This is a genomic window from Paraprevotella sp. (assembly GCF_986071375.1).
Map to the genome: position 1 here is coordinate 243,281 of NZ_CFQRNQ010000003.1, position 26,244 is coordinate 269,524.

The following is a 26,244-nucleotide window of genomic DNA, read 5'->3' on the forward strand; positions in this document are numbered from 1 at the left end:
AAACAAGGAACCATGAAGAAAATAATAATGCTGATATGCCTGCTCCATGTATGGGCGGCATCTTTCACCCCCTCCCAGGCCCAATGCCCGGGAGAAAACGTGGCCTTTACAGACGGAGAAGACCTGTCCTATAAGCTCTACTTTAATTGGAAATTCATTTGGGTGACGGTGGGCAGTGCCAACATGAACATCAAACACACGACCCACCAAGGACAAGACATGCACCGCTGCCATCTCATCACACGCGGGAACAAAATGGCAGACCGGCTTTTCGTGCTCCGCGACACGCTCGTCAGCATTGTCGACGACCAACTCGTACCTTATTATTACCGTAAAGGAGCCTTGGAAGGCGACCGCTACACGGTGGACGAAGCCTGGTACAGCTACCCCAACGGGCAAAGCCACGTGAAACTCCGCTTCAAAAGCCACAAGGATGAAATCACACGGAAAGAAGAGGAATATAAGGAATGCGTGCATGACATGCTGAGCATGATGCTCTATGCCCGCTCTTTCGATGCTTCCGACTACAAAGTAGGCCAGAAAATCAAATTCCCGATGGTGGACAATGGAAAGATAGAAGGACAAACGTTGATTTACCGGGGCAAGAAAACATTCAAGATGGAAGAAAGCAAGACCAAATACCGCTGCCTCGTATTCTCATTCGTGGAATACGAGGACGGAAAAGAAGAGGAGGTCGTCACATTCTACATCACCGACGACAAGAACCACTTGCCTGTCCGTCTGGACATGTACCTGCGTTTCGGAAGTGCCAAAGCTTTCCTGACGGAAGCCAAAGGGGTACGCAACCCGCAAACGTCCATCATCAAGTAAACAACCCAAAAAACGTTTTGCCTTGTTGGCTCTTTAAAGGGAAATTAGAAAAGCCGATAAGATTCTATAGAATTTTATCGGTTTTTTTAATTCATATATCCTCAGCGGAAAACCTTCATGCGCTTGTCCACGTCCCCAAAATCCTTATCTCCAGGTTCGCCGGTCGGAACCCCGAAAGGCATTTCAGCTATCAGCATCCAATCTTCAGGCAACTCCCATGTACGACGGACGTCCTCATCTATCAAAGGATTATAATGCTGAAGGGAAGCTCCCAATCCCCGCTCTTCCAACATCGCCCAAATGGCAAACTGGTGCATTGCAGAAGTATGCTGGGCCCACGTCGGAAAATTATCCTTGTAAGAAGGAAAAGCATCCTGCAACCCTCTTACCACAGACATGTCTTCAAAATATAACACCGTACCATGGCCACTGGCAAAACAACCGTCAATCTTAGCCTCCGTCTTGGCAAAAGCCTCGGCCGGAATACGCGCTTTCAAGGTATCTTTCACGATTTCCCAAAGTTTTTGGTGCTCGTCGCCCAACAACAACACGATTCTCGTCGATTGTGAGTTGAATGCCGACGGAACGTGTTTCACTGCCTGACGGACCACACGTATGAGCTCTTCGTCCGACACGGGCGAACTGCTTCCTATGGAGTAATAACTACGGCGATGCTCCAACGCCTCTTCAAATGTTCTTTTCATTCTTCTTCTATTTTTTGAATATAACCCGATTTCTTCCCTGCCACATTCGACACCGCCGAACGTACCCGGCTCAACGACTCGGGGGTCATCAGCAGGTAAGACGCCATGTCGTTGACCGAGGCCCTGCCTGCCACCGTGGGGAATTCCCGCAAAAAGCGTTCGTAGCGTTCGCGGGCCGACTCGAAACGCCATGAATCGGCTTTCACCTGGTGCAGGATCAGATTGTTTTCCAAGAAATGGCGCAACCATTCGGCAATGCCTTTATATGACAAGGAAAGCTCCACCAGTCCTGTATAAGGTATGAGGCACAATTCGCTGTTCTCCAATGCTTCCATCATCAGGTGCGACGGCTTGTTCTTGAAAATGCTTTCGATGCAATAAGCGATGTTGCCCTCGCACGTAAAATGCTCCGTGATTTCACGCCCGTTCTTGAAATAGAACTGGCGCAACAATCCCTTGCACACATACACCATATAATGGCATACCTGCCCGTCTTCCACCACCATCTGCTTCTTCCGGACCTTCCGTTCGACCAGAATATCCGACAACGCCCGGCGTTCCCCGTCGGACAATGTGGCAAAAGACGGTATCTTGTCTGCGGTCAAACCCTTTTCCATATCCAACTCTGCATCTTTATAATCCGTCTGACGAAGATACGTTTTTTTCATCCAAGTACAAAACGCCCGAAGCCTATAAATCTGATATAAATCAGAAAAACCGCTTTTCCCGCCACGGCACAAGATTTTTTTAACCTCCGCACGAACCGCCGACGGGAAAACTCACTTATATTTGCACCTATCAACAATACCGTAAAACAAAAAACACATCTATTGTTATGTATTTGATAGGATATGACATAGGCAGTTCTTCGGTCAAGGCTTGTGTGGTGGACGCACAAACCGGAAAGACGTTGGGCACAGCCTTTTACCCCAAGCAGGAAGCTCCCATCCTGAGCCTGAAGGCCGGATGGGCGGAACAAGAACCCGAATCGTGGTGGAACTACCTGAAAAGCGCCACGGCCGAAGCCATGGCCGCTGCCGCCGGAAAGGCCGGCCAACCGGTCGCTCTCCTGAAAGAAGGACTGGCCGCCATCGGCATCAGTTACCAGATGCACGGCCTGGTATGCGTGGACCGTGGACAGAAAGCCCTGCGCCCGGCCATCATCTGGTGCGACTCCCGGGCTGTCCCCTACGGGCAAAAAGCCATGGAAACGTTAGGCACGGACTTCTGCCTCGGGCACCTGCTGAACTCGCCGGGCAACTTCACGGCCAGCAAACTGGCATGGGTGAAGGAACACGAACCGGAAATATATGAGAAGATAGACAAAATCATGCTGCCCGGCGACTACATCGCCATGCGGCTGACGGGTACGGCCTGCACCACGGTATCCGGACTCTCGGAAGGCATGTTCTGGGACTTCAAGAACAACTGCGTCTGCAAGGAGCTGATGGAATACTACGGCTTCGGCATGGACCTGATTCCCGAAATACGCCCCACCTTCAGCGAGCAGGGACGGGTGACGGAGGCCGTGGCCGGAGAATTAGGCATCAAGGCCGGCATACCCGTGACCTACCGTGCGGGCGACCAACCGAACAACGCCCTTTCGCTCAACGTGTTCAATCCCGGTGAAATTGCCTCTACGGCAGGCACCTCGGGCGTGGTATACGGTGTGAACGGGACGGTGAATTACGACCCGCTCTCGCGTGTCAACACTTTCGCCCACGTCAACCACGCCGCAGGGACTTACAACCGCACGGCATTCCCCGCCACGGAACAGACGCGCCTCGGCGTATTGCTCTGCATCAACGGCACCGGCATCCTGAATTCATGGGTGCGCCGCAACATCGTGCCCGAAGGATGCAGCTACGAGGAGATGAACCGCATGGCCGAGAGCGTGCCCGTGGGCAGCGAAGGACTCAGCATCATTCCTTTCGGCAACGGAGCCGAGCGTGTCATGCAAAACAAGGAAACAGGCTGCGCCATACATGGCATCAATTTCAACATCCATAACCGCAACCACATCGTGCGCGCCGCACAGGAAGGCATTGTCTTCTCTTTCCGCTACGGCATCGACGTGATGAAAGGCATGGGCATGGAGGTGGACAAGATACACGCCGGACAAGCCAACATGTTCCTCAGTCCCCTCTTCCGCGACACGTTGGCCGGAGTAACGGGTGCCGTCATCGAGCTGTATGAGACCGACGGTTCCGTAGGCGCGGCCAAGGGAGCGGGCATCGGAGCCGGCATCTACAAAGACAACCGCGAAGCGTTCGCCTCGCTCGAGCGGCTGAAAGTCATCGAGCCGGACACCGCCCTCACGCCGGTTTACGAAGAAGCTTACCAACGTTGGTTAGGCGTGCTACGCAGCATGTAACAAATACATCAAACTCAAAATTAATTTCATAAACCTTTTTTTAAAACCAAAAAATTATGGCACAGAAAGAGTATTTTCCGGGCATCGGAAAAATTAAGTTCGAAGGAAAAGAGAGCAAGAACCCATTGGCTTACCGCTACTATGATGCCGAAAAGGTCATCATGGGCAAGAAGATGAAAGACTGGTTGAAGTTTGCCATGGCTTGGTGGCACACCCTTTGCGCAGAAGGCGGCGACCAGTTCGGCGGCGGCACGAAGACGTTCCCCTGGAACGAGGGCACGGATGCCTTGGCCATCGCCAAGCAAAAGGCCGATGCCGGTTTTGAAATCATGGAGAAACTGGGTATCGAATATTTCTGCTTCCACGACGTGGACCTCATCTCCGAAGGCAATTCCATCGAGGAATATGAAGCCAACATGAAGGCCATCGTGGCTTATATCAAGGAAAAAATGCAGGCTACGGGTATCAAGAACCTTTGGGGCACGGCCAACGTATTCGGACACGAACGCTATATGAACGGTGCGGCCACCAACCCGGATTTCAACGTGGTGGCACGCGCAGCCGTGCAAATCAAGAACGCCATCGATGCCACCATCGAACTGGGCGGCACGAACTACGTGTTTTGGGGCGGGCGCGAAGGCTACATGAGCCTGCTGAACACCGACATGAAGCGTGAAAAGGAACATCTGGCACAGATGCTGAAGGCAGCCCGCGACTATGCCCGCGCCAAAGGCTTCAAAGGCACGTTCCTCATCGAGCCGAAACCGATGGAACCGACCAAGCACCAGTACGACGTGGACACGGAAACCGTCATCGGCTTCCTCCGTGCACACGGCTTGGAGAAGGACTTCAAGGTGAACATCGAGGTGAACCATGCCACATTGGCCGGGCACACGTTCGAACACGAACTGGCTTGTGCCGTAGACGCAGGCATGTTGGGCTCCATTGACGCCAACCGTGGCGACTACCAGAACGGATGGGATACCGACCAGTTCCCCATCGACAACTACGAACTCATCCAAGCCATGATGCAAATCATCCGCAACGGCGGCTTTGGTAACGGCGGTACGAACTTCGACGCCAAGACTCGTCGTAACTCTACCGACTTGGAAGACATCTTCATCGCCCACATCGCCGGTATGGATGCCATGGCACGTGCCTTGGAGAACGCCGCCGAACTGTTGGAGAAATCACCTATCAAGAAGATGGTGGCCGACCGTTATGCCAGCTTCGATGCCGGCAAGGGCAAGGAGTTCGAAGAAGGCAAACTTTCGCTCGAAGACGTAGTGGCTTACGCCAAGACCCAAGGCGAACCGGCCCAGACTAGCGGCAAGCAGGAACTCTACGAGGCCATCGTGAATATGTATTGCTAACCCCCGTCCGGGATTTTCCCGCAAACGGACGTTCCACGCGGATGGTTGCCCTGCACCATAGGGCAGTCATCCGCGCTTTTTTGCCATTCCACCTTATTATTATCTTTCGTTATTTTTTCCAACCCAATCACGTAGAAAACACAAAAAACACCTATCTTTGTCACGATACTAACCATATTCAAACAAGAAAGCTATGGAGATGAAACCACGCACTCCGGAATTCGACAAGCTGGCTTTCACAGTATTGGCCATCGAAGTCTCCGCAGAAAAATTAGGTATCACCGCTACGGAAATGCGGCGGAGATTGGAGCGCACCGGATTGATGAAGGACCTCATCCGGGATTGCTACGACACTTTGCATACCGAAAGCCGGAAGGCCGTGGCCAAAGATGTCGTAGAGGCATTGTTAAATCGTGAAAAGGACCGGAGGGAATAATTATGGATAGGACACTTTATCACGGTTCTTCCGTTATCGTAGAACAACCTTTGGCAAGCATAGGCCGTCGGGATTTGGATTTTGGTCCGGGATTTTACCTGACCCCTTTACGCTTCCATGCCCAACGGTATGCACGATGCATTCAAGCCATCAAGAACGGTTCCCACGCCATAGTCAACCAATATGTTTTCCATGAACCGCCAGAATGCAAAAAGAAGATCTTTACCGCTTATGACCATGAATGGTTGGATTTCATTGTAGCAAGCCGGAAAGGAGAAATGCCATGGAAAGGATTCGACATCATAGAAGGAGGCATAGTCGACGACCGCGTTATCAATGCCATCGAAATGTACGTCAACGGTTATGATGACCTGCCACACACACTATCCAGGTTGGCATACAAGGAACCAAACGACCAGATTTGTATTCTTTCACAAGACATTTTAAATGCCAACTTGCAGTACATCACTAACGAGAAACTAATTTGAACCGGACATGCTGGACTTCTTACTTTGGAACAAAATAGCAAGGGTCATCGACCAACTTGCTGAAACATTGGACGTAGATTATGACCGTGCTTTAGAATTGTTTTACGAATCTGACGTATGTCGTATGTTGCACGATGAGCATTACGGTTTGCATCTGATGAGCGACACTTACATTGTCAACGACTTAATAACCGAGCTACGTGAAAAACAAACCTAAGCATTCATTTTGATTATACATTCCCGTAACACCGTGCAAAATGATAGTTTTCAGATGTTTTATCCTTACGGCAAAGACAGATGGAATGGACTATTTAGAACGGTATTCCTTAAAAAGAAATTGACGGAACTGCCATATGGAATCATTTCTACCCCATTTTCCCGATTTTTCTCAGCCGAATGATTTTCCGTTCGGCTGAAAGAGAAATTTCAATCTGCGGCGAACGATTTTTCAGTCCCTGTTTTTTGCCCTGAAAACGCCCTGAAAGTGTCTGTCCGGCCTGCCGTGACCGGCTTTTTCCTTCCCGTTGCCCCGTCCCCGGAACGTTAAAACCGAAATCAAAAAGTAAGCGTTTCCCCCACTCCGCTAACTTGAGAGTCCGTTTTGTAAACCAAGTGCCGCATGCCGCCCCGTGCCTTGTAAGCCATTATGACCGAAACTGTTCCGAATGTCAATACCCCGCCCCCGAAATACTCGTGTTTTCCGCGCTCCCCTCCACCTTGTCCACAAATACGCGAATCTCGCACCTGCCTCTTTAACATTCTGTCAATTTGTAAATCCCGGACTTATCGCCTGCTCTCTAATAACGGTCTTCAATAGCCGAAAGAAGACATTGCTCTTTGGTGTCTTGGAACAATAACGAAAAAGTATCTTTAAGAAGATATATAAAAATTACATCCCCCCTGTGTTTTCAGAAATTAATGCTATCTTTGCCAATAATGTAAAAGGCTATAATTATGAATACATTGCAAATAGATAGTGTTTTGTTGGATGAAGCCTTAAAAATGGCAAAACAAAAGAATATAGATTTAACCCAAATGGTAGAATCCTTCATAAGGAATTTCGTGGAAAGGTCCGCTAAGCCGCAAGGCAAATCGAAAATAACCCCATACGTCAGTCGTTTGGGGATTGACTTGGATTTACCTACCGATTTTGATGAACGGGAAGCTTATCGTAAATATTTGGAGGAGAAATACGGATGAAACAGAAAGTATTTGCCGACACCAATGTGATGGTAGACCTTTTAGCCCATCGTGTTCCATTTTACGAAGCCGCCATGCGCTTGTTTTCTCTTGCTGATAGAGGAGAGTGTACAATTGTAGTGTCAGCCCTCTCCTTCTCAACTACAGCTTATCTTCTTGAAAGAAAACTGAACTATGAAGACTTATCACTTGTTTTACGGCAGTTTGCTTCCATAGTAGAGATTGCTTCCGTAGACGAACGCACAGTGAGAAAAAGCCTATCTGCCACATCTGGTTTTCGGGATATAGAAGATGCCATGCAGCATTATGCTGCTTTGCAAACCGGCTGTGATGCGATTGTTACCCGCAACGTAAAAGATTTCACGCAAGCGGATATTCCTGTATATACGCCTGACGAGTTTCTGGCCAAAGAAGTATAATTTCAATTCTCTTTTTTATAAAGACATCTTATGTTTCCCTCGTTATATCTCCTATTTGGTACAACGAGGGGAACGATTCGTTTATATGCAACCGCTCTAAGACAAGAAAATTACCTTCAATGCCCGAAAGAAGACATTGCATTTTATGGATACGCCCCCGCATGGCTAAATATTTTCAAGCGGAGATGAAAACGGTTTATCTCTTAGGGAGAGATAGATTGTCGCGTACAATAAATTCACAGACAGTAGCTTATAAGCAAAGCAGTATTGTATTACAAAATACTGTGTACGTAAACGAAAACAAAATTATGAGGAGAAACACGAAAAAAATGTCCCGATTTATTGTTTATGTCGTTGTAAATCCATACATTTGCAGCGGTGACACTTAAATTCTTGCCAGTATCGGTTTATCTCTCCCTAAGAGAGCGACTGAAAAACACGCCGGAAAAACAGCCTCATCAACCTATTAACGAACACCAGTGAGTTTCATATAAAACATTAACTAATTTCTTAAACCAAATGAAAAAACAAGTACTAAGTGTATGGGTTTTCTGCTCAGCATTGGGCATCGCACAAGCCCAGACTGATGTCACTAAGGAGTATCTCGTCAATCCATCTTTTGAGACTTTAAAAACTGCGGATGGTTCAACCGACGTGGCGGTAAAGACCACGCTTGAAAATGGCCTGTACGGATGGGAAGTCGCCTCGATGAGCAATTACCAGGTGGAGAGCGAGGCAAGCGGCTCGGCCACGGGTTTCCCTGCCGACGGTTCAGGCAAAATCAAACCGACAGAGGGCACCTATTATTACTTCAATCGGCAAGGATGGGGCAACAAGGACTCCGAGCTGAAGACCACCACTTCGAAAGAACTGCCTACCGGAACTTATTATGCCGTCATCGACTATAAGGCGGCAGACTATTCCAACCACAACAATGCGGACAATAACGGTACGACCATCGGCATCAAAGTGAACGATGCAGCCTCAAACCTTTTGGGAGAAAATCCTGCCGTAAGACGGGCTTATTCCATAGCAAACAATGGTTCCAACCCTGGGAACGACACTTACATGGTCAACGCCGGATGGAATGAATTAGGCACGATGTTTACCGTGACGGAACCCACCACCGTAACCATCTCCCTCGTACAGAACATGAAAAACAGCGGACGTTCGGACATCGCCTGGGACAACCTTCGCCTCTATAAAGTAGAGAACGTGAGCGAAAGCAACCCATTGGACCTGACCGGATACATCGCCTCGGCAAACGGTTCCTGCGTCCCCGGATGGACGACATCCGGCACGGTAGGCACCAATAGCGGCCAGCATTGGGACGGCAATTCTGGCACAAAATACATCGAACCTTGCAATTGGGGAGCAACCGGTTGGGAAAGCAGCATCTCACAAACCATCATCGTGCCCAAGGGCCAGTACATCCTTACGGCTACGGGACGCTCATCCGTTAACGCCACGATGACCCTCACAGCTAACGGCCAATCTGTCACATTCCCATCGAATGGAGACACAGGGGGCACGATAGCCACCGACGGCACGGAATGGGAAAACGTGGCTGCCGGCATCGAGGCCGGGAAGTCCTTTGCCAACGACGACAAGGGACGCGGATGGACCTACGGCAAAGTAACCCTTTCCATAATCGACGGCAAGCTCAATATCACCGCGAAATCTTCTTCCACAGCACTACATGAGTGGTGCAGCATATCTGACTTCAAGTTGCTGTACGTCTCCACTTCCGTCGGAACGGATGTGCTGAAAGCCTTGCTGCAGGAAAAACTCACGGCAGCCCAAGCCTGTGTGGCAAACTGCCCCAAAGGCATTGCAGCCATCGTAAATGCAGCCATCACCCAAGGCAATAATGCCCAAGACACGGAAGAAAGCCTGAACGCAGCCATTACGGCATTGACGCAAGCCATTGCCCTGGCAGAGCAAGCAGTTCCGGCCACCGAGGCTTTCAAAGCCCTCATGGCAACGTGTCAAGGCTATGCCAACCACTCAAGTGCGGAAGAAAGCGTAAAACAGGCATTCCAAAAGGCCATGACCGATGCCCAAGCTGCCTTGGACGCAGCCACCATGGTTGAAGCCATCCAAGAAGCCACCCAAACCTTGCAGGCTGCATGTCAGACCTATTTACTGAATGCAGAACCAGAAACGGGTTATCCTTTTGACTACGCATTCCTCGTGGCCGAAGTAGGCAACTCCAAGAACGGATGGACCAACAACTTCTCTGCCGAATACACACATCTCGACAACTACCAATACAAGAAAGACGACGCTTCCAAAAACAATGCTGATTTAGGACTTTACAAGACGGGGTTCATCGAAGCATGGAATGACGGTGTGGACTTCACGGGTACGCTGACTTACACGTTGAACGAACTTCCCAACGGCCATTACAAGATTTCGGCATACACTTTCACGTCTGAAAATGGCAAGACTTCGTTCACGGCCAACGACAAGGAAGTGGCGTTGGATAACACCACAAACCTCTATACCCAACCGGTCATCGACGACGTGATAGTAGATGAGCACAAACTGACTTTCGGCTTGAATATCGGTGGGGCTAACTGGATTGGAATCACCAACATCCAGTTGCAATACCTCTCCCAACTGACAGACGCTGAAGCCTCTGCCAAAGCCAAAGAAGCCCTCTATGCCAAATTAGAGGAAGCAGGCAACATGGATACCGAAACCAACGTGGGCACGGAAGCTTTCCAGATTCCGGAAACGGCTGTAGAGGCTTTCGACGCAGCATTCGACAAGGCTAACGACATCTATACGAACTCACAGAAAGTGGACGAAATAGAAGCTGCCACAAAAGCTTTGGACGAAGCCATCAAAGCATTCCAAAACCCGGTACTCAACGCCCCGAAGGAAGGAGAACTCTTCTGCATCGCCAACATCTCGGAGGGTTTCGCGTATAAGAACAATGCCGTATCTCCGATTTATAACGAAGCCAAAGCCAACGACGGGGAATATGACCTGAAGTGGTTCCACATCGTGGATGCCAACTACGCACAGGCTCTTAAGTTCACTCCGGTGGAAGGACAACAGAACCAATACACCATCAGTTTCACCGACGAGGAGGGTAATACCCGTTATTTCAGTACGCAGGCTTTGGCCGGGTATATAGATACAGACAAAAACGAAGTGAGCACACGGCATGACCGCATCCGTGCGACAAAAGAAGCCGAAAAGGCATTGCCGTTTGAAATCAGCTTGGCCGGAGAAGGCGTGTACAAACTGAAGAACACCCTCCATGGCAGCCCTATCGGAAGCACAGGTGATGATGGATTCTTCACCTCAAGCAACCTCTCCGACCTGTCTCTCGTAAAAGCGGAAAAAGCCAACGTGACCTTGTCCATCACGGCCGCAGGTTGGTGTACGCTCATCCTGCCGTTCGACGCAGAAATCCCGCAAGGTTTTGAAGTGTACAGTTGCACAGGCACAGAAGTTCCGGTAGGAACATCCACGGCATTGGTATTGGAAAAAGCTGAAAGTATCGAAGCCCACACACCGTACATCGTAAAAGGCAAGGAGGGAGACACCTACGACTTCTCCGAATACGGTACGGCCCTGAAAGACCAATATGCAACCGGACTGATGACGGGTACGTTCACACAGCAAAAAGCCGTTGCCAACACTTACGTACTCCAAAACCAAGAGGGCAAAGTAGGGTTCTACAAGGTGATGGCAGGCAGCGAACCGACCATTAAGCCTTACCGTGCCTACATCAACGCAGACGTGGCCGAAGCCAACATCGTGGCCTTGCTCCTCCCGGGCATCGGAACGGGCATCGATGGCATCGTGGCAGAAGATGCCTTGGTGAACGTGTACGACCTCAACGGCATACTCGTACGCGAGAACGTGAAGTTAGGCCAGGCCCTCGAAGGCCTCTCCAAAGGCATCTACATCGTGAACGGCACAAAGAAAGCCGTAAAATAAACCAAAGATTTAAAAACCAAAAACAATGAAAAAGATTATGGAAAAGAGCAAATATATCCAACCGGAGATTTCAATATGCCATGTGGAAACTGACCGGATGATGGCAACCAGCACCGGCAACCCTTCCCGTTTCGATGACCCTGCTGACGGGAACATTGAGGTGTTGACCAACATGGAGAAGTTCACAGACATCTGGGGTAACGAGTTTTAAGGTTTCCCGACCGAAGAGGAACGGTACTACAAGGAGTTCCTGGTTTTGGGGCAGTCCAAGGAAGGGCTGCCCCTTTCTATGTCCAAGCCGTTCCGGCAAGATGGAATGCCCCGACAACGAAACAATCCCTAAACTGCCAACCTGCAAAACAAACTGCGCACGTAAAGGCATCCCCCTTACGTGCGCAATTCCTATCCATCCGGCATGACCGGAAAAGAAGACCCGGCCCCCTACTTATTCAGCTTCCAAGTAAAACCGTCTTTCGTATCTTTCACCTCAAAGCCCAAAGCGGCCAGATTGTCGCGGATTTTATCACTGGTAGCCCAATCCTTATTGGCTTTGGCTATCATACGCTGTTCCAAAAGCATATCCACCACTTTGCCGAAAGCTTCCTCGCGTCCGCTTCCGCCCCCCGTCTCTTCTTTCAGGCCAAGAATGTCGAATGCAAAGGTATGGAACACTTCGGCCAAGGCGGCCAATACGTCAGCGGACATCGTGGCTTTCCGGTCTACCACCGTGTTGATGACACGGCAGGCATCGAACAAGTGGCTGATGACGATGGGTGAATTCAGGTCGTCGTCCATCGCCTCGTAGCACTTCCGGCGAAGTTCGTCCACATACGCCATCCCTACGCTGCCACCGGCTGTCGGGGTAATCCGCTTCAGATTGGCCACGCCCTCCATCAGGCGGGACAATCCTTTCTCACTGGCCTGCAAGGCTTCATTGCTGAAATCCACCGTACTGCGATAATGAGCCTGAAGGATGAAGAAGCGGATGGTCATCGGGCTGTAAGCCTGCGTCAGGCTCTCGTGCTCACCGCTGAAGAACTGTGCCAACGTAATGAAGTTACCCAAGCTCTTGCCCATCTTCTGCCCATTGATGGTAATCATGTTGTTGTGCATCCAATAGTTCACCATGTCGCTACCCTGACTAGCCACAGCTTGTGCGATTTCACACTCATGATGGGGGAAAATCAGGTCCATTCCTCCACCGTGAATGTCGAAATGGTCGCCCAAGTACTTGCGGCCCATGGCCGTACACTCGCAATGCCAACCGGGGAAACCGTTGCTCCACGGACTGGGCCAACGCATGATATGCTGCGGTTGGGCGCACTTCCATAAAGCGAAATCCACTTGGTTATGCTTCTCTCCCACGCCGTCCAAAGCCCGGGAGTTGTTGATGACATCCTCTAAGTTGCGTCCGGAAAGCTTGCCGTAATGGTGCGCCTTGTTGTATTTCTCCACATCGAAATACACGCTCCCTTCACTGACGTAGGCATAACCGTTATCCAAGATTTCCTTCACCAGTTCAATCTGCTCGATAATATGCCCGGTGGCATGCGGTTCGATGCTAGGCGGCAACACATTCAGAGCCTCCATGGCCGCATGGAAACGGTTCGTGTAGTATTGTGCCACCTCCATCGGCTCCAATTCCTCCAAACGGGCCTTCTTGGCAATCTTGTCTTCTCCTTCGTCGGCATCGTGCTCCAAATGCCCCACATCCGTAATATTACGCACATAACGTACTTTATAGCCGATATGCTGCAAGTAACGGAACAGCAGGTCAAACGTAATGGCCGGACGGGCATGTCCCAGATGGGCATCCCCATACACCGTCGGTCCGCAGACATACATCCCGACACGCCCCGGCGTGATGGGTTTGAACTCTTCCTTTTTACGGGAAAGCGTATTATAGATAAACAATTTTTGTTCCATAATCAATGTATTTGATGGTCTATGATGCATATTCCGGGTCGTCTCCGTTTTCCCGGATTAGACGGAGCAGCTTCTCCACGGCTTCTTCCGCCGGAATGTTCCGCTCCACACATTCTTTTTTCTTATACAAGCTGACCTTGCCGCGCGCAGCCCCTACATAACCGTAATCAGCATCGGCCATCTCACCGGGACCGTTCACGATGCAGCCCATGATGCCAATCTTCAAGCCTTTCAGATGCCCGGTGGCCGCCTTGATGCGCGCTATCGTGTCTTGCAGGTCGTAGAGCGTACGCCCACAACCGGGACAAGAGATATATTCCGTCTTGGTCGTCCGCAAACGGGCAGCCTGAAGGATGCCGAATGCGGTGGCGTCTATATCGCGATGATCCAACGTACCATTATTATATAGGTACAGGCCGTCGCAAAGCCCGTCGAAGAGCAAGGCACCCATGTCGGCTGCACTCTCTATCTGGAAATCCTCCTTTTCCTCCTGCCCGTGGGCGTACTGCTGGAAAATGACCACGGGGTTCTGCAAACCTTCGCGCGTCAGTTCGTGCACCAAGGCACGATGCTCGCCCAAACGGTTCTGATGGTTGCTTTGGGAAATCACCACCACCTCCGGATGATATTTCAGGCAGGCACGCACCTCTTCATTCAAAGCCCCGTATGAAAGGAAAAGAAACTTCAAATCGGCTGTACACTGGCTCATGAAAGGCAGCATGTTATAAGGAAAAGCCGGATACGTACCGGATTCACCGGTCCAGACATCCGCATCCACGATATAATCCCCCTCACGCTCTTCCACGGGAGGCAGGTTACGGCCACAATAAATGTAGTCGGGACGGAAATCGGGATGGGCTTTGAAGCCCTTCAACCTGCCGGAAGCAGCCAAATCCATACGGTCGGCCACGACAACCGGCACATGGTCTCCTCCGATATTACGCACGGGCCGCGTTTTCCGCCGTACGGGATTTAAGTAATCAAATTCCTCCGCTTCGGCAGCCGGTATCATCATGGCTCCGTCCCGACGGAGCACATAATCCACCAACTTACGTGCCACCGGAATTTCAGCCTCCGGAGCTTCGCTCAATGACACACGGACTGTGTCACCGATACCGTCCGCCAACAAAGCCCCGATGCCCACGGCGCTCTTGATACGTCCGTCCTCACCGTCACCGGCTTCGGTCACACCCAAATGCAAAGGAAAACACATTCCTTCACGCTCCATGGCATCGACCAACAAACGCACACTACGTACCATCACCACCGTGTTGCTGGCTTTGATGGACACCACCACGTCCTTGAAACCTTCCTTCACACAAATGCGCAGGAACTCCATGCAACTCTCCACAATACCTTCCGGCGTATCCCCATAGCGGCTCATGATGCGGTCGCTCAGCGAACCGTGGTTCACCCCGATACGGATAGCCGTATGGTTCTCACGGCAAATGCGTAGGAAAGGCACGAAACGTTCCTCAATCTTTTTCAACTCCTGCGCATATTCTTCGTCCGTATATTCAAGATGCTTGAACGTACGGGCTGCGTCCACATAGTTTCCGGGATTAATACGTACCTTCTCAGCATACAAAGCTGCCACGTCGGCCACTTTCGGATTGAAATGCACGTCGGCCACCAAAGGTACCGCACAGCCTGCCGCACGTACACCGGCGTTGATGTTCCGCAAGTTCTCGGCCTCACGCACCCCTTGGGCCGTCAGACGTACATAATCTCCTCCAGCTTCGGCAATGCGTAACGTCTGAGCCACACAGGCCTCGGTATCCATCGTTGAAGTGTTCGTCATGCTCTGCACCCGAATCGGATGGTTCCCGCCCAACGGCGTACCGCCAATCTGCACTTCACCGGTCTCCCTGCGTCGGTAATCGAACAAGTTCATCCGTCTGTCTTTAATTGCACTTAAACTTATACTTCACATCGGCCAATTCCGTATTGGCCTTTACAATCTTCTGCTTCAGGTTTTCTTTATAACCCGCCAAACGCAAAGCCAATCCTTCATCAGCCAACGACAGCATCTGTGCGGCCAGAATGGCAGCATTCTGCGCTCCGTTTACACCCACCGTAGCCACCGGTATGCCGGGAGGCATCTGGATAATGGAAAGCATGGCATCCAAGCCGTCCAACATCCCCTTGATAGGAACCCCGATGACGGGCAACGTCGTGTTGGCCGCTATCACACCAGGCAAAGCAGCCGCCATCCCCGCTCCCGCAATAATTACTTTCAGGCCGCGTCCGGCAGCCTCTTTGGCAAATGCTTCCACCTCGACCGGTGTCCGATGAGCCGACAAAGCGTTCATCTCAAAAGGGATTTCCATCTCGTCGAAGAACTTGGCAGCCTTTTCCATCACCGGAAGGTCGGACGTACTGCCCATGATAATACTTACAACTGGTTTCATGACTTATCTGAATTTTTAATTGAACTCATTTCCTATAATAAAATTATACCGGCAAAACCGCAAACCACTCCCACGAGAGTGCCGGCCACCACTTGCGCCAGACTATGCTGACGGAGCAACATGCGTGCTGTCCCCACAGCTCCAGAAATCAGTACCGTAACACACAGCCACCAAACAGGATTGAACATGAACAGTACCGAATAAGCCACCAACGCGCCTATCACGCCGCCTGCCCCGGCCGAATGCATACTGATTTTCCACCACACATTCACTATGACGCATACCATCTGTATCAGCAAAGCCGACACTAAAATACCGCACATATAACGCGGCATGTGCATACGGAACATCAAATGGAGACAGGCCACGTAAGACAGGATGAACAATATATAAGGTATGGCGCGGTTCTCACGCAAACGCAGTTGCACCGGTGCCCATCCGTTCAGTTTACGATATACGTAAATACACAAGCGAGGCAACAATATGGTGAAAACATAAACCATACACAAAATGGTCAGCTTATAAAACAACGGCAACAGGCTCAAGTAAGTAAACGTGAACAAAGACACAAATCCCACAATAGGCGCATGATACGGCCTAAAAACGACCGACAATAAACGAGCCGATAGAATAAGATTCCTATATCTCATCGCCTTAACCGTGCTACAGGTATCCCCAGTTGTTCCCGGTATTTGGCCACCGTGCGCCGCGCAATGGGAAAGCCTTTTTCATTCAACATCGCCGTCAACGCCTCATCGCTCAGCGGCTTCTTCTTGTCTTCCGCCTCTACCAAATCCTTCAAAGCGGCCTGAATCTTACGGGTGGCAATCTCCTGCCCGTCACCTGTCACATAACCGTCGCTAAAGAACCATTTGAGCGGATAAGTCCCGTAATGGGTCTCCACATATTTACTGTTGGCAGCACGGGATACGGTAGAGATATCCAATCCCGTACGCTCGGCCACATCCTTCAATATCATCGGGCGCAACAAAGTCTCATCTCCTTCCAGAAAGAAAGGACGCTGCAAATCAATAATAGCCTGCATGACAGCGGTCAGCGTACGCCGACGCTGTTTCACAGCCTCGATGAATCCCTGTGCTTTTTCTATCTTCTGACGAGTATATTGCAAAGCTTCCCGTTCCGGCCGACTTAACTTTGCGCGTCCGGTGTCTACCTGATGAAGGATTTCCATGAACGAAGGACTGATACGTAACTCCGGCACATCGCCTTTATTGAAAGAAAGGGTAATTCCCCCGTCATCATCGGTCTCTACGGCAAAGTCCGGCACGATTTGTTGGTAATTATGTCCTACCACCTCGCCCATGGCACTCCCCGGACGCGGATTGAGTTTCTTTAAATCTCTCTGCAAACGCTCGCACTCTGCTTCTGTCAAATGCAAGCGAGCGGCAATCCTGTCCCAACGTTTATGGGTAAATTCATCAAACAGCTTGTCGATAATTTCATATTCCAACTGCTTTTGCCGGCTTCCGCGATGTTCATCCCGACGGAGTTGCAACAAAAGGCATTCTCTCAAATCGCGTGCCCCGATTCCGGGAGGGTCGAAAGTCTGCAACCGAGCCAACACTGCTTCCAGTTCCGACTCCGTAGTCTGTATTCCTGCATAAATCTCCAACTCGTCCGCCAACGTGGAAAGTTTCTTTTTCAACAGGCCGTCATTTTCCAACGAACCGATAAGATAAGCCATCAATTCCCGTTCACGCGGTGTCAGGTCACATTCGTTCATCTGCTCCGTCATCTGTTCGTAAAAAGATGTCGTATCGCCATAATCCATCGTTTCCGGACGGTCTTTCCCTCCTCGTTCCTGCAACAGATAGTCCGGCACATCGTCCGGTGTGCGATAATCGTCCATCGCCTGCCGTACCTCAGCCGGACGATATTCATCGGAAGGCAAACCACCGTCCAACCCAGAAGCTTCGCCCCCGGCCGACTCTGTATCATCTGTACCGTCATAGACATCTTCCGAAGAAGTATCGGCATCCTCGGAACTCCCCAGACTCTCTTCCAACGCTCCGTTATCTATCAATTCGTTTTTCACACGTTGTTCCAGTTCTGAAACGGGCATTTCCAACAACCGCACCTGCAGCACCTGCTGCGGGGACAGCGTCTGGACCTGCTGCATAGATTGAGACTGAACTAATTTCTGTGACATATATATACACGTTTAATGAGACGTTTTCCGTTGCAAAGTTAGCGTATGACCCGAAAAATGCCAAATATATTCAGACAAATGATTGGATTCCGCCCTCTCATTCCCTGACCAAAGCATAATCCAATTGCTTCTTTTCCAAATTGGCTTTCACAACTTTTACTTGTACCGTATCCCCCAGAGAATAACGATGATGGTGCTTGCGTCCCCACAAGCAGTAGTTACGCTCGTCGAATTCATAATAATCGTCATCCAAATCACGCAAGGGTACCATACCTTCACATTTATTCTCATTGATTTCCACATACAGGCCGAACTCCGTCACACCGCTGACAGTTCCTTCAAACACTTGCCCCAACTTGTCGCTCATGAATTCCACCTGCTTATACTTGATACTGGCACGCTCGGCACTGGCTGCCAACTGCTCCATCGCGCTGCAATGTTCACACAACTCTTCATACTTGTCCTGGCTGGCACTGCGCCCTCCGTCAGCATACCGCGTCAGCAACCGATGCACCATCACGTCAGGATAACGGCGGATAGGGGAAGTAAAATGCGTATAGTAATCAAAAGCCAACCCGTAATGCCCGATATTATGCGTACTATAACGTGCCTTCATCATGGCCCGCAACGAAACGGTTTCTATCAGATTTTGCTCTTTCTTCCCCTGAATGTCGGTCAATAGCTTGTTCAATCCTTTGGCCACCTCTTCCTTAGACCCTGTCGGTTTCAGTTTATAGCCGAATTTCACAATAAACTCACTCAGATTAATCAGTTTGTCCTGATCCGGCAAATCATGTACACGGTAGGGCAGCGTCTTGGGCTTTTTATTTTTAGGCTGCTTCCCCACGCTCTCGGCTACTGTACGATTGGCCAACAACATAAACTCTTCCACCAATTTATTCGCATCTTTCGCCACCTTGAAATACACTCCTATCGGCTTGCCCTTATCGTCTATGTCAAAACGTACCTCACTACGGTCGAAATTGATGGAGCCATGCTCAAAGCGCCGGGCACGAAGTTGTTTGGCCAAGCGGTTCAATGTAATCAATTCCGTGGCAAAATGTTCGGCCGGCAACACATCCGGCCCGTTAAAGTTCGGATCTGCCTCATGGTCGCCCGGCATCTTATAGTCTTCAGGCGAAGCTTCTTTATGGTCTTCCAACACCTTCTGTACTTCTTCATACGTAAAACGGCGGTCACTCTTAATGACAGTATGAGCCAGATGCCAGTCTTTGACTACAGCCTTGTCGTCCAATTTAAACACGACGCTATAAGTCAACTTCTCTTCATTCGGACGTAAAGAACAGATGAAATTGCACAAACGTTCAGGCAGCATCGGAATCGTCCGGTCTACCAAATACACGCTGGTGGCACGCTTCACAGCTTCTTTGTCTATAACGCTCCCCTCTTTTACATAATGCGAGACATCTGCGATATGTACTCCTACCTCCCACAATCCGTCGTCCGTTTTACGAATGGAAATCGCATCGTCGAAATCCTTAGCATCCCTCGGGTCGATGGTAAAAGTCGTCACCTCACGCAGGTCCTCACGCAGCCCGATTTCTTCGGCAGTGATGCCCGGGTCAATCTTCTCAGCCTCATCTTCCACAGACTTGGGATAAGCATAAGGTAAGCCGTATTCGGCCAAAATGGAGTGCATTTCCGTGGTATTGTCTCCACTCTGCCCCAATATATCCACGACCTTACCTATCGGATTCTTGGCATGTTCGGGCCATTCGGTAATCTTCACCACAGCCTTATCTCCGCTTTTACCACCTTTCAACGCTTTTTTAGGAATAAATATGTCGTTGGCCAACGTACGGTCTTCGGTGAGCAGGAAAGCAAAATCCTTACGCACTTCCAACTTTCCGACAAACGACTTGTCGTTCCTTTCGAGAATCTCGACCACTTGTGCCTCGCGTACATGATGCTTCCTGCGGGCTAACAAAGTCACTTTCACCTTGTCTCCTCCCATGGCGTGCAAAGAGTTCCGTTCGGCCACAAGGACAGGCTCTCCTCCATCCAACGGGGTCACGGTGTTTTTACCGTTCGCTTTGCGATTGAATATGGCTTCAAACACTTGCCCCGTGGTATTCAAGCGAAAATGCAGCTTCTCTGTTTCTTTTATATAATCATCCATCGCCAAATCTTCCAACAAGTCCATACAAAGCAACTTGGCAGGATGCGTGTCCAGTTTCAAGTCTCTGAATATACGTTTAATGTCGTAAACCTCGGCGGGATTATTTTGAAAAAGTTCCATTAACATTTTCGCCAGTTCTTTTTTCTTCAGGCGCTTGCCGCCCTTCTTTCCTGTTTTTCCCATAAATTTGATATTTTAGAGGTTTGTTATCTGTAATCTTTCTGCAAGTTAAGCATATTTATTCATTCCGCTCCTCTTTTATCTCTTATTTTTTCTGAAAATGCTTATCTTTGTTCTTTCTTTTTCATAAGCCAACAGACCAATGAAACTAACCGAACGGGAAAAAGCCATCTATCAAGTTACATGGGCAGGAAGTTTTGTCAACTTTCTGTTAGTCGTATTCAAGTTCATAGCCGGAATTCTGGGGCACAGCGCGGCCATGATAGCCGATGCCGTACATTCTTTATCTGATTTTGCAACCGACATCGTCGTGCTCATCTTCACACGTATTTCCAATAAACCGCAAGATAAAAATCACGATTACGGCCATGGCAAATATGAGACGTTAGCCACGGCAATAATCGGTATTGTACTTTTTGCCGTAGGCGCAGGCATTTGTTGGAACGGACTGCGAGCCATCCAAACCGTATGGCAAGGAGGCCGTCTTCCTGTCCCGGGCATGCTTGCTTTCGCAGGAGCCATCATCTCCATCGTCTCCAAAGAACTGATATACCGTTACACCATTCACGTGGGACGCAAAATCAATTCCAACGCAGTCATAGCCAACGCCTGGCATCACCGTAGCGATGCTTTCTCTTCCATTGGAACAGCCATGGGCATCGGAGGGGCCATAGCCCTGGGCGAATCATGGAGCGTGCTCGACCCCATGGCTGCTGTAATCGTGAGTTTCTTCATCATGAAGGTGTCCGTCCAACTCTTGAAACCGTGCGTGGACGAGCTGACTGAAAAATCATTGCCGGACGAAATAGAAAAGGAAATCTGCCTCATTGCGGAGAACACACCGGGAGTATCGGCCATACACAATTTGCGCACACGCCGCATCGGCAACCACTATGCCATAGAGATGCACGTCCGGATGGACGGGCATTTGACTTTGTATGAAGCACACGCCAAGGCATCGGTCATAGAAAACAAATTGAAAGAGAAATACGGAAATGAAACCCATGTGGGCATCCATGTGGAGCCTGTGAAGGATGCCGACGGAACTTACAGGAAATAAAACAAATAGAACAAACGCGTATGAAAATATTAGTAACAGGAGCAAGCGGCTTCATCGGTAGTTTTATCGTTGAAAAGGGACTGACGGAAGGACACGTGATATGGGCAGGCATGCGCGCCACCAGTAGCCGGAACTATCTTCAGGACCCCCGAATCCGTTTCGTCGAATTAGACATGGAACATCCTGAAATCCTACGCCCCCAACTGGCGGCATGCAAAGCCGAATTCGGAGGTTGGGATGTCATCGTACATGCAGCCGGAGCCACCAAATGTATCCGACGTGAAGACTTTTTCCGCACCAATACGGAGGGAACACGTCATTTTGTCGATGCGCTCCGCGAACTGGACATGGCGCCCGGGCGTTTTATTTTCATCAGTTCCCTCAGCGTGTTCGGTGCCATACGCGAACAGGCAGTACGTCACGCCACTTCGGACAATCCCTGGATATATGCCCCGATACGGGAAAATGATACGCCACGCCCCAACACGGCATACGGGGAAAGCAAGCTGGAAGCCGAACGTTATCTCAAGTCTTTGAAAGATTTTCCCTACGTCATTCTCCGTCCCACCGGTGTGTACGGGCCACGTGAAAAAGACTACTTCGTCATGGCGCAAAGTATCAAACAGCACGTAGACTTCAGCGTAGGATACCGTCCGCAGGAAATCACATTCGTTTACGTGAAAGACCTTGTACAAGCCGTTTTCTCTGCCATGGTAAAAGATGTCATCGGGCGCGAATTTTTCATCAGCGACGGAAACGTATACCACAGTACTGAATTCAGCGACTTGATACGCACGGAGCTTGGACATCCGTTCATGCTCCGCATCAAGGCTCCGGTATGGTTCCTTCGTTTCGTATGTGCCATAAATGGCAGCTTCAGCACATGGCGGGGCCGCACCACCACCCTTAACCGCGACAAATTCCACATTCTGTGCCAACGCAACTGGCAATGCGACATCCAACCGGCCGTGGAAGAGTTGGATTTCCGTCCTGAATACCCTTTGGCACGAGGAGTCAAAGAAACGATGGACTGGTATAAAAAGGAGGGATGGCTATGAGAATTTCCGTCCAATGGCTTACCGGAAACGACAATAAGCCCAAAGGCTTATGGCCGATTGAATGGTTGGCCATAACTTACAGCATCCTCACGACCTTGGCCATGTTCGTGCTTTGGCCGGACATGGACCACCCTCGGGACATGTTGGCCGACCGTCTGTACATCTTTCTCGGTACAATCTTATTGTGGAGAATCCATCTCTTTTGGCCGCGCAGACTTATGACTTTCATCCGCATCACAGCACAGATGGCTTTGCTCAGCTACTGGTATCCGGACACTTACGAGTTCAACCGGACGTTTCCCAATTTGGACCACATATTCGCCCGATGGGATGCAGTGCTTTTCAGTTGCCAACCCTCATTGGAGTTCAGCCGCCTTTGCCCATGGCCTTGGTTTTCCGAAGCCGTAAATATGGGTTATTTCTCTTATTATCCCATGATTGTGGCCGTCATGGTTTTCTTCTTTCTCTGTCGCAATAACCATTACGAGAAAGCCTCATTCACTGTCATGTGCTCCTTTTTCATCTTTTACCTCATCTATATATTCCTCCCCGTTGCCGGACCCCAGTTCTATTTTCAGGCCATAACCCCGGAATGTGCCGAAAGCGGGATATTCCCGTCTTTAGGTACCTACTTCAGCCATCGTACCGACATGCTCCCATCACCGGGCTATGCCGACGGTTTTTTCTGTCATTTAGTCGAATGGGCGCAGGATTCCGGCGAACGCCCGACAGCCGCTTTTCCTTCCTCACATATCGGCATTACTTTTATCCTGCTCTATCTGGTCCGTCCGCAAAGCAAACGTTTCCTCTTCATATTATCACCTTTCGCCCTCCTTTTGACACTGGCCACAGTCTATATCCAGGCACATTACTTAGTGGATGCCATTGCCGGAATATTAGCCTCCTATCCGGTTTTCTGCCTAAGCAAATGGGCATACCAAAAGACAAGCCTTATCCTTAGGCATGAAACCTGAACAAAAGACCCCGCAAAAGGCTTGCAAACGTAGCCTCTTGCGGGGACTCCACCTTTGCCACACGACAAAGGACACCTTATCAAAATTTCACCGAAACTTTCTTTCCATTATAAGACACGGCCTTTTGCCGCCCGTCGGGAAGCAACACCGTAAACTTACGGGATTGCAACATGCCTTTGTATTCGCCTTTGCGTGCTCCCAGAGTCAGACGACGCGAGGAATCATCCCAGGCCATGGGAATCTCTGTATAAGCTCCTTTCTCGTAATTGTAATTGTCGAACTCGTCCTCGTAAAGCACAAAACTGCCGTCAGCACCCGGGTAAACACGGAGAGTCAGGTTATCCCACGGCTTCTCCGTGGCATATTGCACGTCGGGCCCGAGAGGCACGATACTACCTGCTTTAATATATAAAGGTATGATGTCGAGCGTCGTGGCACGTGTCACGGTGCGCCCTCCCTCCATTTTCTCATTTGTCCAAAAGTCATACCATGCAGTCCCTGCCGGAAGATAGACCTCTGCGGACTTCTGTTGCATGAAATCCACGTGTACCCTTTCATCAGCCTTCCCCGCATTGTCGCGGTTCCAACCGCTTTCCTCGTCCACTTTCACCACTTTTTCGGGAGTGTACTGAGCCTCAAGTACGGGTGCCACGAGGAAAGCCTTGCCGAACATATACTCATCATTCATATTCCACACCTTTTTGTCTCTCGGGAAGTCCATGACCAAAGCGCGCATGAACGTAGATTGCCGGTGCGTGACCTCCCAAGACGTAGAATAAATGTAAGGCAACAACGAGTAACGCAAACGAATCATCTTCTCAATGGCATCGTACACGGGTTCGCCCTTCTTTCCAAACTGGTATATTTCACGGGGTGTATCCGCTCCGTGGGAACGCATCATCGGAGTAAAGGCACCAAATTGCAGCCAACGCACGTACAACTCCTGATAAAGAGGATTCTTAGGAGCCGTCCCGTCGTTCCAACTCTTATTATATTGCCCGGCAAAGAAGCCACCGATGTCGTTGTTCCAATGGGGCATGCCGCAAAGCGAGAAATTCAAGCCGGCCGGCACCTGTTTACGCAAGGTCTCCCATGATGAGCCCACGTCGCCGCTCCACACATTAGCCCCGTAACGCTGCTGCCCCAAAAAGCCCGAACGGGTCAGGATGAACACGCGTTTGTCCGACGACACGGCACGCTGATGGTCGTACACTCCACCAACGGACATGAGCGGATAGGCATTACGTACTTTCCGGAAAGACCCCATATAGGTCTTCGTGTCCATATCTTCGGGCTTGAAATCCAGATGATCCGGTTCGGTAGAATCCATCCACCATGCATCCATGCCAAGCTTGAAGATTCCCTCGTTCAGGTATTTCCAATAGATGTCACGGGCTTCGGGAGAATAAGCGTCATACACCCGCACACCGGAAGGATATTCCATATTAGGCGGCCAACTTTCCGTCCCTGATGCAGGCCATGTCCGGAAATCGTACAGCAATCCTTTATCAGCCAACTCCCGGTAAGGCTTTGTAGCCGGACCGAACGATGACCAGATGGAAATCGCCATGTGCGCGTTCATCGCATGCACGTCATCTATCATTTTCCGGGGATTATTGAATTGAGGGTTCTGAAAGTCCATGGCATTCCACAAATAGTTGTGTCCCCAATATTGCCAGTCTTGTATGATGCCATCGAGAGGCACGCCTAATTCACGGTATTTGCGCACGACTCCCACGGTTTCCCCTTGGCTCTTATAACGCTCCTTGCTCTGCCAGTAACCATAAGTCCAAAGTGGGAACATCGGCACTTCACCTGTAAGATGCCGAACCTGCGCCACTACGCCGTCGGCATCCCCGCCGTACATGAAATAATAGTCCATGCAATCACCCACCTCCGAACGGAAAGATGTTTCCGAGGCATTGTCGGTAAAGAGCGTAGGTGAATAATTGTCCCAGAAAAGCCCGTATCCTTTGGTAGACTGGATGAAAGGGCTGACATCCTCCACGTTGCCCTGCACAAGATTCTTCACTTGCCCTCTTTGCGACATCTTCCCGTTCTGCAACTGTCCTAAGCCGTAAATGGCCTCGTCAGTCTCCAATTTGAAAGCCTGGTATACATTATAAGTCGCATCACCGGCATCGTCAAAAGGAGTGAAGGGTTTCTCCGCCGGCTTCTCGGCAAGCAAGTGCCTGCCATCGGCTGTCTCATAGGAAAGCGCACCGGTGGACGTGTCCAAGCTCACTTGGAGTTCCTTGGTACCCATCACGATGGCACCGTCCTTGGTGCCGACTTTGAAACCCACCTTTTCGGGCAAAGCCACCACCGACAGGCTTTCTTTCCTGAAACTCTCGCCATGGGGCGACTTGACCACTCTCACCATAGAGGGCGTAAAAAACTGTACCTCCACATCCACGGCATCCACTGTGGCTTTAATGCCGTAATCAGTACGTTGGTAATCCTGCGCAGTCACGAAGGCCGCACAAGATAGCCCGCAAAAAAGCAAAACTGTCCTTTTCATCTTGTCTATTGTTTTATAGTTT

Annotated in this window: 23 protein-coding genes; 13 read left to right on the forward strand and 10 right to left on the reverse strand. The window is 50.1% G+C overall.

The window, feature by feature from the left end:
* The first annotated feature begins 12 nt into the window (after positions 1 to 12).
* Positions 13 to 831 carry a DUF3108 domain-containing protein gene (locus AC5RDV_RS03165; RefSeq protein ID WP_130893685.1) on the forward strand — a complete coding sequence of 273 codons (819 nt, stop codon included), beginning with the start codon at positions 13 to 15 and terminating at the stop codon, positions 829 to 831.
* A gap of 101 nt (positions 832 to 932) precedes the next feature.
* Here the strand turns inward: AC5RDV_RS03165 and AC5RDV_RS03170 are convergent, their stop codons facing one another.
* Both AC5RDV_RS03170 and AC5RDV_RS03175 read right to left on the reverse strand, forming a co-directional pair.
* Positions 933 to 1,535 (reverse strand): nitroreductase family protein, encoded by a 603-nt coding sequence (locus AC5RDV_RS03170; protein WP_282748332.1) that lies wholly within the window; start codon positions 1,533 to 1,535, stop codon positions 933 to 935.
* Positions 1,532 to 2,203 (reverse strand): Crp/Fnr family transcriptional regulator, encoded by a 672-nt coding sequence (locus AC5RDV_RS03175; protein ID WP_282748333.1) that lies wholly within the window; start codon positions 2,201 to 2,203, stop codon positions 1,532 to 1,534. The genes AC5RDV_RS03170 and AC5RDV_RS03175 overlap by 4 nt, the downstream gene beginning before the upstream one ends.
* Positions 2,204 to 2,370: 167 nt before the next feature.
* Between AC5RDV_RS03175 and AC5RDV_RS03180 the strand changes: the two genes are divergently transcribed.
* The 5 genes from AC5RDV_RS03180 (at position 2,371) to AC5RDV_RS03200 (ending at position 6,423) form a co-directional block, all read left to right on the forward strand.
* The gene (locus tag AC5RDV_RS03180; protein WP_282748334.1) at positions 2,371 to 3,909 is read left to right on the forward strand and encodes a xylulokinase; all 1,539 of its coding nucleotides are present in this window, start codon (positions 2,371 to 2,373) and stop codon (positions 3,907 to 3,909) included.
* A 56-nt stretch (positions 3,910 to 3,965) separates the two neighbouring features.
* Positions 3,966 to 5,282 carry a xylose isomerase gene (gene xylA / locus AC5RDV_RS03185; protein WP_282748335.1) on the forward strand — a complete coding sequence of 439 codons (1,317 nt, stop codon included), beginning with the start codon at positions 3,966 to 3,968 and terminating at the stop codon, positions 5,280 to 5,282.
* A 193-nt stretch (positions 5,283 to 5,475) separates the two neighbouring features.
* Positions 5,476 to 5,718 carry a DUF3791 domain-containing protein gene (locus AC5RDV_RS03190; RefSeq protein ID WP_282748336.1) on the forward strand — a complete coding sequence of 81 codons (243 nt, stop codon included), beginning with the start codon at positions 5,476 to 5,478 and terminating at the stop codon, positions 5,716 to 5,718.
* A 2-nt stretch (positions 5,719 to 5,720) separates the two neighbouring features.
* Positions 5,721 to 6,206, forward strand: a complete 486-nt coding sequence (locus tag AC5RDV_RS03195) for a DUF3990 domain-containing protein (RefSeq protein ID WP_282748337.1) — start codon at positions 5,721 to 5,723, stop codon at positions 6,204 to 6,206.
* A gap of 7 nt (positions 6,207 to 6,213) precedes the next feature.
* Complete coding sequence (locus AC5RDV_RS03200) at positions 6,214 to 6,423, forward strand: DUF3791 domain-containing protein (RefSeq protein ID WP_195996805.1); 210 nt, start codon at positions 6,214 to 6,216, stop codon at positions 6,421 to 6,423.
* Positions 6,424 to 6,761: 338 nt separating this feature from the next.
* On the opposite strand, the gene AC5RDV_RS03205 is transcribed toward AC5RDV_RS03200, so the two are convergent.
* Positions 6,762 to 6,965, reverse strand: a complete 204-nt coding sequence (locus tag AC5RDV_RS03205) for a hypothetical protein (RefSeq protein WP_282748338.1) — start codon at positions 6,963 to 6,965, stop codon at positions 6,762 to 6,764.
* Between the two features lie 195 nt (positions 6,966 to 7,160).
* Here AC5RDV_RS03205 and AC5RDV_RS03210 point away from each other — a divergent pair, with 195 nt between their 5' ends.
* The 4 genes from AC5RDV_RS03210 (at position 7,161) to AC5RDV_RS03225 (ending at position 11,993) form a co-directional block, all read left to right on the forward strand.
* Positions 7,161 to 7,406: a DUF6364 family protein gene (locus AC5RDV_RS03210; protein WP_282748339.1), complete on the forward strand. Its 246-nt coding sequence runs from the start codon at positions 7,161 to 7,163 to the stop codon at positions 7,404 to 7,406.
* Positions 7,403 to 7,825 (forward strand): type II toxin-antitoxin system VapC family toxin, encoded by a 423-nt coding sequence (locus AC5RDV_RS03215; protein ID WP_008626677.1) that lies wholly within the window; start codon positions 7,403 to 7,405, stop codon positions 7,823 to 7,825. Before AC5RDV_RS03210 ends, AC5RDV_RS03215 begins: the two co-directional genes overlap by 4 nt.
* Positions 7,826 to 8,344: 519 nt before the next feature.
* Positions 8,345 to 11,782, forward strand: coding sequence for a hypothetical protein (locus tag AC5RDV_RS03220; RefSeq protein ID WP_282748340.1), 3,438 nt, complete (start codon positions 8,345 to 8,347; stop codon positions 11,780 to 11,782).
* Positions 11,783 to 11,807: 25 nt separating this feature from the next.
* Positions 11,808 to 11,993 carry a hypothetical protein gene (locus AC5RDV_RS03225; protein WP_008626681.1) on the forward strand — a complete coding sequence of 62 codons (186 nt, stop codon included), beginning with the start codon at positions 11,808 to 11,810 and terminating at the stop codon, positions 11,991 to 11,993.
* Between the two features lie 230 nt (positions 11,994 to 12,223).
* Here the strand turns inward: AC5RDV_RS03225 and cysS are convergent, their stop codons facing one another.
* The 6 genes from cysS to rnr all read right to left on the reverse strand — a co-directional run bounded on the left by cysS (position 12,224) and on the right by rnr (position 20,612).
* A complete protein-coding gene (cysS, locus tag AC5RDV_RS03230) occupies positions 12,224 to 13,708 on the reverse strand; it encodes a cysteine--tRNA ligase (RefSeq protein ID WP_282748341.1) in 1,485 nt (494 codons plus the stop codon).
* A 19-nt stretch (positions 13,709 to 13,727) separates the two neighbouring features.
* Positions 13,728 to 15,602 carry a 4-hydroxy-3-methylbut-2-en-1-yl diphosphate synthase gene (locus AC5RDV_RS03235; RefSeq protein WP_282748342.1) on the reverse strand — a complete coding sequence of 625 codons (1,875 nt, stop codon included), beginning with the start codon at positions 15,600 to 15,602 and terminating at the stop codon, positions 13,728 to 13,730.
* 10 nt (positions 15,603 to 15,612) lie between these two features.
* Positions 15,613 to 16,119, reverse strand: a complete 507-nt coding sequence (purE, locus tag AC5RDV_RS03240; RefSeq protein WP_008618713.1) for a 5-(carboxyamino)imidazole ribonucleotide mutase — start codon at positions 16,117 to 16,119, stop codon at positions 15,613 to 15,615.
* 32 nt (positions 16,120 to 16,151) lie between these two features.
* Complete coding sequence (locus AC5RDV_RS03245) at positions 16,152 to 16,769, reverse strand: membrane protein (RefSeq protein ID WP_008626686.1); 618 nt, start codon at positions 16,767 to 16,769, stop codon at positions 16,152 to 16,154.
* The gene (rpoN, locus tag AC5RDV_RS03250) at positions 16,766 to 18,295 is read right to left on the reverse strand and encodes an RNA polymerase factor sigma-54 (protein ID WP_415957590.1); all 1,530 of its coding nucleotides are present in this window, start codon (positions 18,293 to 18,295) and stop codon (positions 16,766 to 16,768) included. The genes AC5RDV_RS03245 and rpoN overlap by 4 nt, the downstream gene beginning before the upstream one ends.
* A gap of 91 nt (positions 18,296 to 18,386) precedes the next feature.
* On the reverse strand, positions 18,387 to 20,612 hold the full coding sequence (gene rnr, locus AC5RDV_RS03255) for a ribonuclease R (protein WP_008626690.1): 2,226 nt from the start codon (positions 20,610 to 20,612) through the stop codon (positions 18,387 to 18,389).
* Between the two features lie 139 nt (positions 20,613 to 20,751).
* On the opposite strand from rnr, the gene AC5RDV_RS03260 reads away from it, so the two are divergent.
* The 3 genes from AC5RDV_RS03260 to AC5RDV_RS03270 are packed head-to-tail and all read left to right on the forward strand — an operon-like array spanning position 20,752 to position 23,701.
* Positions 20,752 to 21,669, forward strand: coding sequence for a cation diffusion facilitator family transporter (locus tag AC5RDV_RS03260; protein WP_282748343.1), 918 nt, complete (start codon positions 20,752 to 20,754; stop codon positions 21,667 to 21,669).
* 20 nt (positions 21,670 to 21,689) lie between these two features.
* Complete coding sequence (locus AC5RDV_RS03265; RefSeq protein WP_282748344.1) at positions 21,690 to 22,727, forward strand: NAD-dependent epimerase/dehydratase family protein; 1,038 nt, start codon at positions 21,690 to 21,692, stop codon at positions 22,725 to 22,727.
* Positions 22,718 to 23,701: a phosphatase PAP2 family protein gene (locus tag AC5RDV_RS03270; RefSeq protein ID WP_282748345.1), complete on the forward strand. Its 984-nt coding sequence runs from the start codon at positions 22,718 to 22,720 to the stop codon at positions 23,699 to 23,701. The genes AC5RDV_RS03265 and AC5RDV_RS03270 overlap by 10 nt, the downstream gene beginning before the upstream one ends.
* A gap of 79 nt (positions 23,702 to 23,780) precedes the next feature.
* Here AC5RDV_RS03270 and AC5RDV_RS03275 read toward each other — a convergent pair whose 3' ends face one another.
* Positions 23,781 to 26,222: a glycoside hydrolase family 31 protein gene (locus AC5RDV_RS03275; RefSeq protein ID WP_282748346.1), complete on the reverse strand. Its 2,442-nt coding sequence runs from the start codon at positions 26,220 to 26,222 to the stop codon at positions 23,781 to 23,783.
* Between the last annotated feature and the right edge of the window lie 22 nt (positions 26,223 to 26,244).

Bases quoted from the DNA above. Each gene is read 5' to 3' on its own strand.
- AC5RDV_RS03165 (WP_130893685.1), top strand. From the start codon at position 13: ATGAAGAAAATAATAATGCTGATATGCCTGCTCCATGTATGGGCGGCA.
- AC5RDV_RS03170 (WP_282748332.1), bottom strand. From the start codon at position 1,535: ATGAAAAGAACATTTGAAGAGGCGTTGGAGCATCGCCGTAGTTATTAC.
- AC5RDV_RS03175 (WP_282748333.1), bottom strand. From the start codon at position 2,203: ATGAAAAAAACGTATCTTCGTCAGACGGATTATAAAGATGCAGAGTTG.
- AC5RDV_RS03180 (WP_282748334.1), top strand. From the start codon at position 2,371: ATGTATTTGATAGGATATGACATAGGCAGTTCTTCGGTCAAGGCTTGT.
- xylA (WP_282748335.1), top strand. From the start codon at position 3,966: ATGGCACAGAAAGAGTATTTTCCGGGCATCGGAAAAATTAAGTTCGAA.
- AC5RDV_RS03190 (WP_282748336.1), top strand. From the start codon at position 5,476: ATGGAGATGAAACCACGCACTCCGGAATTCGACAAGCTGGCTTTCACA.
- AC5RDV_RS03195 (WP_282748337.1), top strand. From the start codon at position 5,721: ATGGATAGGACACTTTATCACGGTTCTTCCGTTATCGTAGAACAACCT.
- AC5RDV_RS03200 (WP_195996805.1), top strand. From the start codon at position 6,214: ATGCTGGACTTCTTACTTTGGAACAAAATAGCAAGGGTCATCGACCAA.
- AC5RDV_RS03205 (WP_282748338.1), bottom strand. From the start codon at position 6,965: ATGTTAAAGAGGCAGGTGCGAGATTCGCGTATTTGTGGACAAGGTGGA.
- AC5RDV_RS03210 (WP_282748339.1), top strand. From the start codon at position 7,161: ATGAATACATTGCAAATAGATAGTGTTTTGTTGGATGAAGCCTTAAAA.
- AC5RDV_RS03215 (WP_008626677.1), top strand. From the start codon at position 7,403: ATGAAACAGAAAGTATTTGCCGACACCAATGTGATGGTAGACCTTTTA.
- AC5RDV_RS03220 (WP_282748340.1), top strand. From the start codon at position 8,345: ATGAAAAAACAAGTACTAAGTGTATGGGTTTTCTGCTCAGCATTGGGC.
- AC5RDV_RS03225 (WP_008626681.1), top strand. From the start codon at position 11,808: ATGAAAAAGATTATGGAAAAGAGCAAATATATCCAACCGGAGATTTCA.
- cysS (WP_282748341.1), bottom strand. From the start codon at position 13,708: ATGGAACAAAAATTGTTTATCTATAATACGCTTTCCCGTAAAAAGGAA.
- AC5RDV_RS03235 (WP_282748342.1), bottom strand. From the start codon at position 15,602: ATGAACTTGTTCGATTACCGACGCAGGGAGACCGGTGAAGTGCAGATT.
- purE (WP_008618713.1), bottom strand. From the start codon at position 16,119: ATGAAACCAGTTGTAAGTATTATCATGGGCAGTACGTCCGACCTTCCG.
- AC5RDV_RS03245 (WP_008626686.1), bottom strand. From the start codon at position 16,769: ATGAGATATAGGAATCTTATTCTATCGGCTCGTTTATTGTCGGTCGTT.
- rnr (WP_008626690.1), bottom strand. From the start codon at position 20,612: ATGGGAAAAACAGGAAAGAAGGGCGGCAAGCGCCTGAAGAAAAAAGAA.
- AC5RDV_RS03260 (WP_282748343.1), top strand. From the start codon at position 20,752: ATGAAACTAACCGAACGGGAAAAAGCCATCTATCAAGTTACATGGGCA.
- AC5RDV_RS03265 (WP_282748344.1), top strand. From the start codon at position 21,690: ATGAAAATATTAGTAACAGGAGCAAGCGGCTTCATCGGTAGTTTTATC.
- AC5RDV_RS03270 (WP_282748345.1), top strand. From the start codon at position 22,718: ATGGCTATGAGAATTTCCGTCCAATGGCTTACCGGAAACGACAATAAG.
- AC5RDV_RS03275 (WP_282748346.1), bottom strand. From the start codon at position 26,222: ATGAAAAGGACAGTTTTGCTTTTTTGCGGGCTATCTTGTGCGGCCTTC.